Below are 13557 nucleotides of genomic sequence, written 5' to 3' on the forward strand. Positions count from 1 at the left end.
ACACACCATTGTAACGACCTCTCAGGAGTTTGTTACCTACCCTCGTCCTACGCGGGTGGCGAGGCCGCGTGTCAGTCCGCGGATCCGGCGGATGTGCCGGTTTCCGCAGACGGAACGGCGAGGTCTGCAGCGAGCGCTGCACCCACGATCCCGGCAGTGTTCAGCAGGGTTGCCGGCACCACGGGGGTGCGGTTCGTCAGATGCGGAATCCACTTCTCGCTCTTACGGCTGATTCCGCCACCGGCGATGAACAGATCGGGCCACAGCAACGCCTCGAACGTCTCGAGAACAGTCGAGACCTCCTTGGCCCATTCCTTGTACGACAGCCCCTGATTCTCTTTGACCGAGGACGCCGCCCGGTGCTCGGCTTCCTTGCCGCCGATCTCCATGTGGCCGAATTCGGTGTTGGGTAGCAGAACGCCGTTGTGCAGCACGGCAGAGCCGATCCCGGTGCCGAACGTCAGTAGCACGACGACTCCGTCCTTGCCCTTGCCGCCGCCGTACTTGTCCTCGGCGACACCGGCGGCGTCGGCGTCGTTGAGGACGGTGATGTTCTCGGTTCCGATGGCTTTCGCGAACAGGGCGCGGGCGTCGGTGTCGATCCAGGACTTGTCGATGTTGGCAGCCGACCGCGCCACACCGTTGGTCACCACAGCGGGCAGCGTGACGCCGACGGGGCCGGTCCACTCGAAATGCCGGACGATCTCCGCGACGGTGCGCGCGATGGCGTCGGGAGTGGACGGCTGGGGCGTCTCGATCTTGTAGCGGTCACCGACCAGGTCGCCGGTGTCGAGGTCGACGATGCCACCCTTGATCCCGCTGCCGCCGACGTCGACGCCGAATCCGTGACGTGTCGCCCCGGTGGTGGTGGTGTCCGAACCTGCCTGTGTCATGTGAATTCCGCTCCTGGCCCGATCGAATCCGAGTGCTGCCGTCGCTCCCGAACAATAGTGCCGGTTCGAGGTTCGTGAGACGCCGACCTGACCCGATGGAATCGGTGAGTCGCTGCGGTGGTGCTCGGGCGTCGGTGTGTGTTGCGATGTACGCGTGCCGACATCAGACGGATTGCAGAACGACACCGCCAGTAGCGAAGGGGCGGGCACGGAATCGAACACCCGAGACGTGGACGTGTTGCGTGAGGTTGCAGTTCGAGTCGCAGCCCGTGCCGCCGAGCACGTGAGACTGCGTCGACCGCAGGTGTTCGTCCGCGGTTCCGGTGTGGATGAGGGCGCAGTGCAGTCCAAGAGCACGCCGACCGATCCGGTGACCGTCGTGGACACCGAGGCCGAGCGCGTGCTGCGCGAGATGTTGGGGCAGCTGCGGCCGGCGGATTCGATACTGGGGGAAGAAGAGGGAGCCGAGGACGAGTCCGTCGAGGGTGTGCGGTGGGTGCTGGACCCGATCGACGGCACCGTGAATTTCATGTACGGAATCCCCGCTTACGCGGTGTCGGTGGCCGTTCAGATCGATGGTGTCAGTGTTGCGGGTGCCGTCGTCGATGTCTCGCGTGACCTGGTCTACTCGGCTGCGAAGGGCCGCGGTGCCACGGTTCAGGGTGTGGACGGTACCCGGGAGCAATTGCGCTGCTCGGGTGTGACGGCACTGCCGATGACGTTGTTGGCCACCGGATTCGGCTACGGGTCGGGGCGTCGTGCGGTGCAGGGCGCGATCATCGCCGAATTGCTGCCTCAGGTTCGAGACATCCGCCGAATCGGTTCGGCTGCACTCGATCTGTGCATGGTCGCGTCCGGAGCGGTCGACGCCCACTTCGAGCATGGCCTCAGTCCGTGGGACTGGGCCGCGGGCGGGCTCATCGCGGCCGAAGCGGGAGCGATAGTGCGGTTGCCTGCCGCGAACTCGACGAGTGCGCACGGCTCGGCGACCGTGGCCATGGCCCCGGGGATTTCGGACGCGTTCCTGGCCGCCTTGCGGAGCGCAGGTGCTCTGGATCCGATTCCCGGCTGACGGGCAGGACGACGGTCAGCAGCGGGATTCGCGTGCGGCCGAGAGCAAGTCGGGATCGAGCGGCTGAGGTTCGGCTCCGGGTGCGGTGCTCGCGAGCGTGCGCAGCACTTCCTCCGCGTCGTCGTTGGGCTGAATTTCGCTGAAATACGTACCCAATGCCAGATCGACCGAGTCGTCGACGCGGGCGTCCTCGATCAGCTCGGCACAGGGAGCGATCAGCCACACCGCGCTGGCCGCCGCCAACCCTGCTGCACCGAAACGAATTTGGCCCTGGCACTGCATGTTCTGATCGACGTAGACCGGGTCGTTGCCGACCTGGACGTCCGGTGCGCTCGCGAAACCGTAATCGATCAGTTGTGCGGCCACGAGGGCGGCCTGACCACGCTCACCGTTGGCGTTGAAAACGCGCACCTTCGTCGCCGACAGAGGGGCTGGTTGGACGTCGAGCAAGGTGGTCGGATCGACCTCGCCACCCAGTGGAACGGGCTGCGTGCCGTCGGTTGCGGCCGTGGTGGTCGGAGCGTTGCATTCGGCGGTGGCCGAGGTGGCTTCGGAGGTGGTGAACACCTTGACCCACACGACCACGCCGAGCAGTGCCAGAACGGTGAACACCGCGATGGCCGGAAGTGCACGGCGGCGTCGGAACGGACGACCTCGATCGTCGGCCGAATGGCCTTCGGTGATCAGAGAAACCACGGTTGATCTTCGCCTTTCCGTCGGCTGTCGCCGAGACCGGTCTCGAGGCCGGTTCACACCGACGCGGTGCCTACTGTAGATGCCCGCGGTGTCGAGCGGCGGCACTCTCGAGTCCCTGCTCCTCGGAGGCAGTGCGCACGGCCCGGTTCGGCGCTCGAAACCGGCACTGCGACACCGTCCGAGGGGTGCGGAATGAAGCCGCCCATCTCGGTGTTGATGGGGCGTGCACGCTGGTGGACGATGTGTCGGCGATTCGGTTTCAACTTTGTGACCGGCTTCGGCTATTGTCTGGCGGCCGCGGTGCTTCAAAAATCGGACGCCGGTGCACCATCGATCAGGTGAGCGAGGTCTCGAACGGGTTTCAACCCTCGAGTAATGGGAACTACCCGGTGTAGTTTCGGGCACCGCGCGACGACGAGCGATTCGACCAGACACGTAACACCGGTGGGAGTGAGCAAGCGCCCTCTTCACAGCCGACGGCCACAAGCCGATCACACCGGCAGCTTCCACCACACACACGCACGAAGATGAGGGGTACGAGAACAATGGCAACCGACTACGACGCACCGAGAAGAACAGAATCCGATGATGTCTCGGAGGATTCTCTCGAAGAATTGAAGGCTCGGCGCAACGAAGCCCAGTCCGCTGTGGTGGACGTGGACGAATCCGACACCGCGGAGTCGTTCGAGCTGCCGGGTGCAGACCTGTCCGGCGAGGAGCTCTCGGTCCGGGTGGTCCCCAAGCAGGCGGACGAGTTCACCTGCTCGAGCTGCTTCCTGGTCCATCACCGGAGTCGACTCGCCAGCGACGCCAACGGCGTGCTGATGTGTCGCGACTGCGCTGCATGATTTCTTTCGCACAGGCCTGATCGACCGGCTCGGGTCTGTGCGTCGACTCCTGTAGTTCGTCGAATGGGAGAGGTCAGCGCGCCTCGACGCCGTGAGCGGTCAGCACGGCAAGCAACCGTTCGGGGTGTTTCGTGCTGATCAACCAGTACGGAGTCGGGTCGTCCGGATCGTCTAGAACCACGATCACCATCTGCTTCACCCAGGTGCGGTGCTGAACGAAGGCCAGCGGATCGAGCTGCCTGCCCAGCGCCGCACTTTTTGCTGTTCCGGGCACGACGGCGGCTTTGGCTGCAACAGAGAGCGGCAGGTGAGCCTTTCCGACTCGCAGTTCGACGTCTGTCGAGCCGGTGCCCGCCACCACCTCGACTCGCAGCCTGCTGAACGTGTACAGCGCCCAGGCGATCAGTGGCAGCAGCACGACGTAGGGCAGCCATGCCCGGACGCCCGGTGCCCCCATGTGTATTTCTGCCGCAAGCAACACTGCCAACGCCGCCCCGGCCGCCCACCACCAGATCGGCACCCACAGCCGTTCCGAGTAGAGCGCCGAGTCGCTGCGCCCGGTGGCCGAAGTGGAATTGCCTGACTCTGAGTTCGCGTGTTCGGTCTGTCGATCTGCAGTCACGAGTACCAGGGTAGTCGCCACGACGAGAGTGGAGCGGGCCAGCGTAGTCTCGTTCGACGTGAGCGACGAAGTCACCGAGAGTGTCGAGACACCGTCCACCGACCGACCCCCGACAACGACCTCGCCTGCGTCGCGGTCGGACGAGGTGCGTGTGCGACGACTCGACCCGGAGTTGCCGATCCCCACCCGTGCGCACGAGGGTGACGCAGGAGTGGATCTGCGGATCACTGCGCCGGTCACTCTCGCGCCGGGTGAACGCGTGCTGGTGGGAACCGGTATTGCGGTTGCTCTTCCGCTGGGAACCGTCGGATTGATCCATCCGCGCTCCGGCTTGGCGGCGAAATCGGGACTGTCGGTCGTCAACACCCCAGGCACTATCGATGCCGGATACCGCGGCGAGATCAAGGTGTGTCTGATCAACCACGATCTGCACAGCCCGATCGTCCTGGCGCGGGGAGACCGCGTGGCGCAATTGATCGTCCAGAAGGTCGAGTTGGTCACGTTCGTCGAGGTCGACGAACTGGACGACACCGTTCGCGGGGCCGGTGGTCACGGATCGACCGGCGGACATGCGAGTCTGAAGCAGTGAGTACCGCCACGGCGTTCATCGGTGGCAGGCACCATGGAAGCAACCGAGAAGAAGAGGGATGAACATGTTCGGACGGCGTAAGAAGAACGACGCCGGCAATGACTCTGCACCCGGTGCGGAGGCATTCGTCGACGACGTCGAAGACGACGAGACGGCAAACACCAGCGCCGAAGGACCCCACGATCTGGAGGACCTCGACGCCGATCGCGAGACCGTCGCCACAACGCGTCTCGACCTCGGTTCGGTGCTGATTCCGCTTCCCGAGGGTGGTCAGCTCCAGGTCGAGATGTCCCAGGCGGGAAGCCCGCAGGCCGTGCACATCGTCACCCAGTTCGGTCGCATCACCATCGCTGCGTACGCCGCGCCCAAATCGCCCGGTCAATGGCGTGAGGTGGCGGCCGACCTGGCGACATCGCTTCGCAACGACAAGGCCGAGACGACCTTCGAGACGGGTCCCTGGGGACGTGAGCTGCACGGCGTCACGGCCAACGCGGATCTACGCTTCATCGGAATCGACGGCTATCGATGGATGGTTCGCTGTGTACTCGCCGGACCATCGGGTGCGGTAGGGGAGGGGCAGCCGCTCGTCCAGCTCGCCCACACGATTCTTCGGCAGACCGTGGTCGACCGCGGCACCGATCCGCATCCTGTTCGAACTCCGCTGCCGGTGGTGCTCCCGCAGGTGTTGGCCGAGCAACTCGCTGCTGCGTCACAGCAGCAGGCTGCCGCCCAGCAGGCTTCGGCTCAGCAAGCTTCGGCTCAGCAAATGTCGGCGCAGCAAGTGTCGGCGCAGCAAGCGCCGCAGCGCGGAACTGTCGACCCCGAACCTGTTGCGCAACAACCTGATTCGGAACAGCAGGAGTCCGATCAGCAGCAGGATGCGCCGACGGCCGCCGAGCGTGATCGAGCGCCTCGACGCGGGGCGTCGGGATCGGCGATTCAACAGCTGGGTGGTTGAGTCGCAAGACCTTCGAGACCGTCGACTGCCGCACGGCCCAGGCATCCGGCGTCCAGGCCGATCATCGACAACGTCACGGTGCGCAGAGTGCCGTTCGGGAGTACCCGCACCCAGTCCTGCGCCACCTCGATCGGATGAACCGCGTCGTCCACCGCACCGACGACGACCGTAGGAGTATCGATCCGGGCAAGTTCGTGCAGTTCGAGGCTTCGATGTCGCGCTGCCTCGTCCAGCGCGTCGGGAAGGGCCGGCCACTGCGCTGACCACGAGCGACGCAAGGTGCGGGCGAGCCATTCCGGGCTCGACGACGACATGGCCGCAGTGACGGCGTCGAGACCCGTCTCGCGAAGCGATCGTGCTGTGAACTCGGCACTGACGGCCGCCGGAGTGCCTGCCGGGTTGCCCGTCCAGGCAGGGAGAGCCAGCGCCAGCGCTGCGGTGCTCGACGCGTTGTCGGCGGCCCATTGCGCTGCGACCGCAGCGCCGAGGGAGATCCCGGCGACGACGATCCGCCCGTGTCGGCGCGCTGCCGAGTTCAGTGCATCGAGGTAGCTGTCGACCACACCGTTCGGGTCGGGTTCGACGGCGAGGGTGGTCAATCCCACACCTGCGAATGCTGCCGAGAACGCGTCCGCGGCAAATCGCGCGTCCGATCCCGTACCAGGTAGAACGACCGCGGCCGGGGTATCGAATCGGGTGTGCACGAGACGATTGTGCACGGCTTCGACAGCGACCGTTGCGGTGGTTGGTCAGCGTGACGCTTCGGGTCTACAGTGGCGAAGTACCCGCCCTGACGAGGGAACGACCCACACCGCTGGAGCACACGATGGCACCCGCTGCCGCAGGATACTTTCGCAGGTTGACGCGAAAGTTGACCGAGGACATCGATCAACTCGATGCCGAGGAGATGGCCGAGAACTCCGAAGCCTCGGGGGCTCGGCGTGCGTGCGATTGCTCGCGCGGCGAGGAAGTGACGATGCTGGGTCGGTTGCGCAGCGTCGAGGCGTGTTCCAAGGCTGCCAATGCCAATATCGAGGCCGAATTCTTCGACGGCACCGACACGGTGACGCTGCTCTGGATCGGGCGCCGCAAGATCGCCGGAATCGAGCCGGGGAAGACCCTGCTCGTGCGCGGCCGCGTCGGTGAGCGTGACGGACGCAAGATCGTCTACAACCCCTATTACGAACTGCGCGACGACAGTTGATCGTCGCCGGTATGGCAGTCTCGTTGTCGTGACCAACAGCGACGATGCCGTGCCGCCCTCCACGACGCCGCCCTCCAGGACGCCGCCCTCTGCGACCGACGCGCCGACGCCGCCCTCCACGACGCCGCCTTCGGCTACTGACGCGCCGACGCCGGTGAGCGTCGACAAGGCGGCTCCCACCGTCCTCGAACAGCTCGGCGGCCTGAGCGGTCTCGTCTATTCGACGTTGCCGGTCATCGTCTTCGTTCCCGCGAACAGCTACTTCGGCCTCGCGGTCGCCCTCTGGTCTGCACTCGGTGTCGCCGCCGCGGTTCTCGTGTGGCGTCTCGTTCAGCGCACTCCCATTCAGCCCGCTATCTCCGGGTTCTTCGGCGTCGGCATCTGCGCCTTCATCGCGTACCGCACCGGGGATGCGAAAGGCTATTTCCTGTTCGGCATCTACACCTCGCTGGTCTACGGCGGCGCATTCGTATTGTCGGTTCTCGCGCGCTGGCCCCTGGTCGGGGTCATCTGGGGCTACCTCAACGGCAAGGGAACGGCGTGGCGTCACGACCGATCCGCAGTGCGTTTCTACGACGTGGCCACGATCGCCTGGGCCACCGTGTTCGCGGCTCGCTACATCGTCCAGTCGCAGCTGTACGACTCGGACCAGACGGGTTGGCTGGCCGTCGCGCGCATCGCGATGGGTTGGCCGCTGACCGGGGTGGCGCTGCTGGTCACGCTCTGGGCGGTACGAAGGGCCGATCGTGCACTCGATATCGCATCGAGCACCGACCGGACCGCGCAGACGTCAGACGAGGCCGACCGCCCTACGTAGTTCGTTCTCTACCTCTTTGGCCGCGACGAAGAGCAGTTCGTCGCCGCCCTCGAGCGGATCGTCGTGCTGTGGCACGATTACCCGGCCGCCGCGCAGAATCGTCACCAACGCTGCATCCCTGGGCAATTGGAGCTTTCGGACCGGCTTGCCCGCCAGCGGGGTGTTCTCGGGAAGCGTGATCTCGACCAGGTTGGCCTGACCCTTGCGGAACGTCATCAGGTGCACGAGGTCGCCGACCGATACGGCCTCCTCGACCAACGACGCGAGCATTCTGGGGGTCGAGACCGCGACATCGACGCCCCACGAGGCATCGAACAACCATTCGTTGCGTGGATCGTTGACTCGGGCGACGACTCTGTTCACCCCGAACTCGGTTTTCGCCAACAGGCTGAGCACCAGGTTCGTCTTGTCGTCGCCGGTGGCAGCGATCACCACGTCGTAGTTCTCGAGGTGCGCGGATTCCAGCAGGCTCAACTCGCATGCGTCGGCCAGCACCCACTCGGCTTCCGGAATCGCCGCACGATCGACGTGATCGAGCTTGCGTTCGAGGAGCATCACGTCGTGGTCACTTCGGATCAGCTCGCGTGCAATGGATCTGCCGACTGCGCCGGCACCGGCGATGGCGACTTTCATGGCTTCCCGTTCGGGTCGGTGGGGCAGTTGGGGAACGTGGGGGCGCGCATCAGTCGTCCGACGGCGGCGGGTTGCCCGCCAACGCTATGGCTTCGGCGACCGTGCCCGAGACAGCGGCGACGTAGACCTCGTCACCGGCCTGGATGACGGTGCGCTTGTCGGGGAGCAGTCCACCGCCGAATCGGATCACGAACGCAGCACGCGAGCGCGTGGCCTCTTCGAGAACCGAGAGCTTCTTGCCGATCCAGCTCTCGTGGAATTCGAGGAGCACCACCGCGACGCTGCCGGACGGATCGCGCCATTTGGTGGTGGGGTCGTCGCGGAGCAGATTGTGCAGAAATCTGTCGGTTGCCCAGGGCACGGTGGCGACCGTGGGAATTCCGAGCCGTTCGTACACGGCGGCGCGTTTGGCGTCGTAGATTCTCGCGACCACTTTGTCGACGCCGAACGTTTCGCGTGCGACGCGGGCCGAGATGATGTTCGAGTTGTCGCCGGAGGAGACGGCCGCGAAGGCTTCGGCCTTCTCGATTCCTGCGCTCACCAATACATCTCGGTCGAACCCCATGCCGACGACGCGGTGTCCAGCGAAGTCCGGATCGAGACGTAGGAAGGCTGTTTCGTCGCGGTCGATGATCGCTACCTCGTGGCCGATGCGTTCGAGCGCCCCGGCCAGCGATGCGCCGACGCGGCCACATCCCATCACAACTACGTACAACGGCCAGCTCCGTCCCGATCTCGATGGTCGACCCCTGTCGACCGACACTGCCACGACCGGCAGGCGTGCACCAACGTATCGGGGCGTTCGGTCGCCGGATCGACCGAGGGTGGGCTCCGACGCAGTTTCGGGCGCGTGGTCGAGACGTCCGTGAGAGGACGGCCTACGCTTCTCTGCGTGTCCAAGGTCTCGACTGCCGCCAAGCGGCTAGTGCTCGGTAAGCCGTTCCGGAGCGACAAGCTCGGTCACACGTTGCTGCCCAAGCGAATCGCGCTGCCGGTGTTCGCCTCGGACGCGATGTCTTCGGTTGCCTACGCTCCCGAGGAGATCTTCCTGGTGCTGTCGGTGGCAGGTATCTCGGCGATTGCGTTCACGCCGTGGGTCGGTCTCGCAGTCTGCGTGGTGATGGCCGTGGTCGTCGCCAGCTACCGGCAGAACGTGCATGCCTATCCATCGGGTGGTGGCGACTACGAGGTTGCCACCACCAACCTCGGTCCCGCAGCCGGGCTCACGGTCGGCAGCGCGCTGCTGGTGGACTACGTGTTGACGGTCGCGGTGTCCATCTCGGCGGCAGCGTCGAACATCGGCTCTGCAGTCCCGTTCGTGGCTCAGCACAAGGTGCTGTTCGCGGTGGTGGCCATCGTGTTCGTCACCTCGGTGAACCTGCGGGGCATCCGGGAATCGGGAACCGCGTTCGCTGTCCCCACGTACGCCTTCATGGGCGGCATGGTCCTGATGTTGGGCTGGGGCTTGTTCCGGGTCTACGTTCTCGGCGACGACATCCACGCAGAATCGGCGAACTTCGACCTGAAGGCCGAGGATTCGCACCTGTACGGCATCGCGTTCGCCTTTCTGGTTGCGCGAGCCTTCTCCTCCGGATGCGCGGCACTGACGGGCGTCGAGGCCATCAGCAACGGTGTGCCCGCCTTCGAGAAGCCGAAGTCTCGCAACGCCGCCACGACGTTGCTGTTGCTCGGGGCGATCGGGATCACGCTGTTGATGGGCATCATCGTGCTCGCGCAGAAGATCGGCATCAAGTACGCGATGGATCCCGAGCAGCAGTTGATCGGTGCGCCGGAGGGGTACCGGCAGAAGACGCTCATCGCTCAGTTGGCGGAGGCCGTCTTCTCCGGATTTCCCATCGGGTTCTTCTTCATCACAGCAGTGACTGCGTTGATCCTCGTGCTCGCGGCCAATACTGCGTTCAACGGATTTCCGGTTCTCGGTTCGGTGCTGGCACAGGACCGCTATCTGCCCCGGCAGTTGCACACCCGAGGCGATCGTCTGGCGTTCAGCAACGGCATTCTCTTTCTGTCCGGGGCAGCGATCGCATTCGTCGTCGTGTTCGGTGCCGAGGTCACCAAGCTGATTCAGCTCTACATCGTCGGTGTGTTCGTCTCGTTCACCCTCAGCCAGACCGGCATGGTTCGGCACTGGACGCGGTTGCTGGCTTCCGAGACCGATCCCGAGCAACGGCGACGCATGCAGCGCTCGCGGGTGGTCAACGGCGTCGGGCTCGGTATGACCGGCACAGTGCTCGTGATCGTCTTGATCACCAAGTTCGCGGCAGGTGCCTGGATCGCGATCGTCGCCATGGTGGCGATCTTCGTGCTGATGCGCATGATCAGGAAGCATTACGACACCGTGGCGCGCGAGCTCGAGAACGAGGAGTGGGACGGAGTTCTGCCCAGTCGTACGCACTCGATCGTGTTGGTATCGAAGCTGCACATGCCGACACTGCGCGCGCTGGCATACGCGCGGGCCACTCGGCCCGACACCCTCGAGGCGGTCACCGTCAACGTCGACGAGGCCGATACGCGTGCGCTGGTGCGCGAGTGGGAGGCCAGTGACGTGTCGGTACCGCTCAAGGTCGTCGAGTCGCCCTATCGCGAGGTTACGAAGCCGGTGCTGGATTACGTCAAGCGTGTTCGACGCGATTCTCCGCGTGATGTCGTCACTGTCTTCATCCCCGAATACGTCGTCGGTCACTGGTGGGAGCAGGTCCTGCACAACCAGAGCGCCTTGCGACTGAAGTCTCGACTGCTGTTCCAGCCGGGAGTGATGGTCACCAGCGTCCCCTGGCAGTTGCGTTCGTCCGAGAAGGCCAAGCGTGAGGTGCTCGGCAATGCACCGGGTGCGTCGCGTCGCGGCTACGAGCCCCCGGCGGGAAAATGACCGAGAGCTGGTTCGGTCTTCTGCTCGAGGTCGAACTCGGTGCGCCAGGGCACGGCGGATTCTGCGTGGCTCGTCACGAAGGCAGAGTGATGTTCGTTCGCCACGGGCTGCCCGGAGAGCGCGTGGTGGCGCGAGTCACCGAGGACCGAGGTGGATCGTTCTGTCGAGCCGATGCCGTGGAGATTCTCGAGGCGTCGGTGGATCGAGTCGATACGCGCTGTCCCATTGCCGGGCCGGGTGGATCCGGGTGTTGCGACTACTCCCACGCCAGTGCCGATGCGGGCCGACGGCTGAAGTCCTCCGTGGTCACCGAGCAACTGCGACGCGTCGCCGGAGTCGAGCGTGAGGTGCGGGTCGAGGAGCTGCCGGGAACCGGCGACGGCATCGGGTGGCGGACCCGCGTTCGGTTGGCCGTCGATTCCGGTGGGCGGCCCGGTTACCATCGCTATCGCAGTAGCTCCATCGTTAGCGAATTGTCCTGTCCGCAAATGCATTCCGCGGCCTTCGTCGGACTGTCGGACCAGCACTGGCGTCCGGGTGCCGAGCTGCAGGTCGTTCTCGACGGAGCCGGTGAGCGGCACGTGGTCGAGATCGCCCCGGCTCAGCTGTCGACCACCGGGCGCAGATCCCCGGGGCGCCGCGGCGCGTCGGCGCGTCGGGCAGCGTCGTCTCGGGCGCGGCCGGAGAAGGCAGTCATCGGGTCGGGCCGGGTCACGGAGTACGTTTCGGGCCGGTCCTGGACTCTCGACGCCACCGGATTCTGGCAAGCCCATCGTGGTGCTGCCCAGGTCTACACCGACGTGGTGCGGGAGTGGTCGGACGCTCTCCCGGGTGACGGCGCGTGGGATCTCTACGGCGGTGTCGGGGTGTTCGCAGCGTCTCTCGCCGCCGACGTAGGACCGCGAGGTCACGTGACCAGCGTCGAGTTCTCTCGCCGAGCGGCCGACGACGGCCGTGCGGCGCTGGCAGATCTGACTCAGGTCTCGTTCGTGCCCGGACGCGTGGAGCGTTCGATGGACGCGCTGGTCGAGCCGGTGGCGGTAGCGGTGCTCGATCCACCTCGCGCGGGTGCCGGCCGCGACGTGATCGAGGCCCTCGCCGCCCGAGGTCCTCGTTCGGTGGTGCATGTCGGCTGCGATCCTGCATCGTTCGCGCGGGATGTGAGCCTGTATCGAGCAGCTGGATACGAGCTCACCGACATTCGCGCCTTCGACGCGTTTCCTCTGACCAGCCACGTGGAGTGCATCGGTCGTTTCGTCAGAAAATAGGGTTGGCTTACCAATGGAACGGTCGGTGTCGTACCGTCTCTCGTGTGAAATTTCGTAGCTCGATCGTTGCCGGTCTCGTCCTCGCGTTGTCGCTTGCTGCCGGCGTGTCGTGCAGTTCGGGTGCCGAGACGCCCGATCCCTCCATCGAATCGGATGTATCCGGGGCGTTTCCCGCCACCGTCGAGACGAAGTTCGGCGCGGTGACGATCGACAGCGCGCCGCAGCGCGTCGTGGCCCTCGGGTGGGGCGACGCCGAAACTGCACTGGCTCTGGGCGTCTCGCCGGTCGGTGCCAGTGACTGGCTGGCGTTCGGCGGTGACGGGGTCGGGCCGTGGGCGGCGGGGCTCTACGATGCGCCGCCGGAGATCATCGGGACCCAGGAGCCGTCGTACGAGCAAGTGGCCGCGCTGGCACCGGATCTGATTCTCGATACCAAGAGTTCGGGTGACCCCGACCGATATGCGACGCTGTCGGCCATCGCACCTACCGTCGGCGTGCCGGCGGGATCGGACGATTACCTGACCTCGCTCGAGCAGCAGGTGTCCATGGTGTCGACCGCACTCGGCCGGCAGACGGACGGCGACGCTCTGCTCTCCGGTATCTCCCATCGATTTCGGACAGCTGCAGCCGAGCATCCCGAGTTCGCCGGCAGGACCGTCGTCGTCGGTGCCTACAGCGGCCGTGGGTTCGGGGCATACATCTCGTCCAACAGTCGACTCGAGTTCATGAAGAAGCTCGGGTTCGTGACCAGCCCGACCATCGACGCCCTGGTGTCGACGGGGTTCTCGGTACCGGTGTCGGAGGAGGAACTCGATCTTCTCGACGCCGATCTGCTCGTGGTGTTTCCGATCGAGAAGTCTCCCTCCGAGGTAACCGGCAGTCCTCTCTTCCAACGAATTCCGGCGGTGGCGGACGGACGTTCCATCGTGTTCGACGACCCGGTGGTAGCAAAGTCCTACTCCACCAACTCGGCGCTGTCGATCGGATACGCCCTCGACACCGTGGTGCCCCAGGTGGCTCGCACGCTGCAGTGATCGATCAGGTGTGGCGAGCAACTTCGGCAACAG

The 13557-nt window shown here is 65.3% G+C and carries 15 protein-coding genes; 9 read left to right on the top strand and 6 right to left on the bottom strand.

All coding sequences use genetic code 11. From position 1 onward, the window contains the following. Positions 1 to 71 precede the first annotated feature (71 nt). The gene (gene ppgK / locus ACIGGF_RS22610; protein WP_397523399.1) at positions 72 to 893 is read right to left on the bottom strand and encodes a polyphosphate--glucose phosphotransferase; all 822 of its coding nucleotides are present in this window, start codon (positions 891 to 893) and stop codon (positions 72 to 74) included. Positions 894 to 1065: 172 nt separating this feature from the next. Between ppgK and ACIGGF_RS22615 the strand changes: the two genes are divergently transcribed. Beyond that, complete coding sequence (locus ACIGGF_RS22615) at positions 1066 to 1965, top strand: inositol monophosphatase family protein (RefSeq protein WP_397523439.1); 900 nt, start codon at positions 1066 to 1068, stop codon at positions 1963 to 1965. Positions 1966 to 1980: 15 nt separating this feature from the next. Here ACIGGF_RS22615 and cei read toward each other — a convergent pair whose 3' ends face one another. Then, entirely contained in the window at positions 1981 to 2661 is a 681-nt protein-coding gene (cei, locus tag ACIGGF_RS22620) for an envelope integrity protein Cei (RefSeq protein ID WP_397523400.1), read from the bottom strand. A 545-nt stretch (positions 2662 to 3206) separates the two neighbouring features. Here cei and ACIGGF_RS22625 point away from each other — a divergent pair. Then, the gene (locus ACIGGF_RS22625; RefSeq protein WP_027496891.1) at positions 3207 to 3509 is read left to right on the top strand and encodes a DUF4193 domain-containing protein; all 303 of its coding nucleotides are present in this window, start codon (positions 3207 to 3209) and stop codon (positions 3507 to 3509) included. Positions 3510 to 3582: 73 nt separating this feature from the next. On the opposite strand, the gene ACIGGF_RS22630 is transcribed toward ACIGGF_RS22625, so the two are convergent. Next, a complete protein-coding gene (locus ACIGGF_RS22630; RefSeq protein ID WP_397523440.1) occupies positions 3583 to 4035 on the bottom strand; it encodes a DUF3093 domain-containing protein in 453 nt (150 codons plus the stop codon). Positions 4036 to 4276: 241 nt separating this feature from the next. Between ACIGGF_RS22630 and dut the strand changes: the two genes are divergently transcribed. Further along, positions 4277 to 4720, top strand: a complete 444-nt coding sequence (dut, locus tag ACIGGF_RS22635; protein ID WP_397523441.1) for a dUTP diphosphatase — start codon at positions 4277 to 4279, stop codon at positions 4718 to 4720. A gap of 64 nt (positions 4721 to 4784) precedes the next feature. Further along, positions 4785 to 5678: a DUF3710 domain-containing protein gene (locus tag ACIGGF_RS22640; RefSeq protein WP_397523442.1), complete on the top strand. Its 894-nt coding sequence runs from the start codon at positions 4785 to 4787 to the stop codon at positions 5676 to 5678. Here the strand turns inward: ACIGGF_RS22640 and ACIGGF_RS22645 are convergent. Further along, positions 5660 to 6382, bottom strand: a complete 723-nt coding sequence (locus ACIGGF_RS22645; RefSeq protein ID WP_397523401.1) for an alpha/beta fold hydrolase — start codon at positions 6380 to 6382, stop codon at positions 5660 to 5662. The genes ACIGGF_RS22640 and ACIGGF_RS22645 overlap by 19 nt on opposite strands. A 122-nt stretch (positions 6383 to 6504) precedes the next feature. Here ACIGGF_RS22645 and ACIGGF_RS22650 point away from each other — a divergent pair, with 122 nt between their 5' ends. Both ACIGGF_RS22650 and ACIGGF_RS22655 read left to right on the top strand, forming a co-directional pair. Then, entirely contained in the window at positions 6505 to 6882 is a 378-nt protein-coding gene (locus tag ACIGGF_RS22650) for an OB-fold nucleic acid binding domain-containing protein (protein ID WP_397523402.1), read from the top strand. Between the two features lie 154 nt (positions 6883 to 7036). After that, entirely contained in the window at positions 7037 to 7699 is a 663-nt protein-coding gene (locus ACIGGF_RS22655) for a DUF3159 domain-containing protein (protein WP_397523443.1), read from the top strand. Here ACIGGF_RS22655 and ACIGGF_RS22660 read toward each other — a convergent pair. Then, positions 7673 to 8332, bottom strand: coding sequence for a potassium channel family protein (locus tag ACIGGF_RS22660; RefSeq protein ID WP_397523403.1), 660 nt, complete (start codon positions 8330 to 8332; stop codon positions 7673 to 7675). The two genes, ACIGGF_RS22655 and ACIGGF_RS22660, sit on opposite strands and share 27 nt — an antisense overlap. A gap of 49 nt (positions 8333 to 8381) precedes the next feature. Continuing rightward, a complete protein-coding gene (locus tag ACIGGF_RS22665; protein WP_397523404.1) occupies positions 8382 to 9047 on the bottom strand; it encodes a potassium channel family protein in 666 nt (221 codons plus the stop codon). 177 nt (positions 9048 to 9224) lie between these two features. On the opposite strand from ACIGGF_RS22665, the gene ACIGGF_RS22670 reads away from it, so the two are divergent. The 3 genes from ACIGGF_RS22670 to ACIGGF_RS22680 are packed head-to-tail and all read left to right on the top strand — an operon-like array spanning position 9225 to position 13524. Beyond that, positions 9225 to 11222, top strand: a complete 1998-nt coding sequence (locus ACIGGF_RS22670; protein ID WP_397523405.1) for an APC family permease — start codon at positions 9225 to 9227, stop codon at positions 11220 to 11222. Beyond that, complete coding sequence (locus ACIGGF_RS22675) at positions 11219 to 12490, top strand: class I SAM-dependent RNA methyltransferase (protein ID WP_397523406.1); 1272 nt, start codon at positions 11219 to 11221, stop codon at positions 12488 to 12490. The genes ACIGGF_RS22670 and ACIGGF_RS22675 overlap by 4 nt, the downstream gene beginning before the upstream one ends. 44 nt (positions 12491 to 12534) lie before the next feature. Further along, positions 12535 to 13524, top strand: coding sequence for an ABC transporter substrate-binding protein (locus tag ACIGGF_RS22680; protein WP_397523407.1), 990 nt, complete (start codon positions 12535 to 12537; stop codon positions 13522 to 13524). The last annotated feature ends 33 nt before the right edge of the window (positions 13525 to 13557 follow it).

It is taken from the genome of Rhodococcus sp. NPDC078407 (genome assembly GCF_044542515.1).
Taxonomy (GTDB): domain Bacteria; phylum Actinomycetota; class Actinomycetes; order Mycobacteriales; family Mycobacteriaceae; genus Rhodococcoides.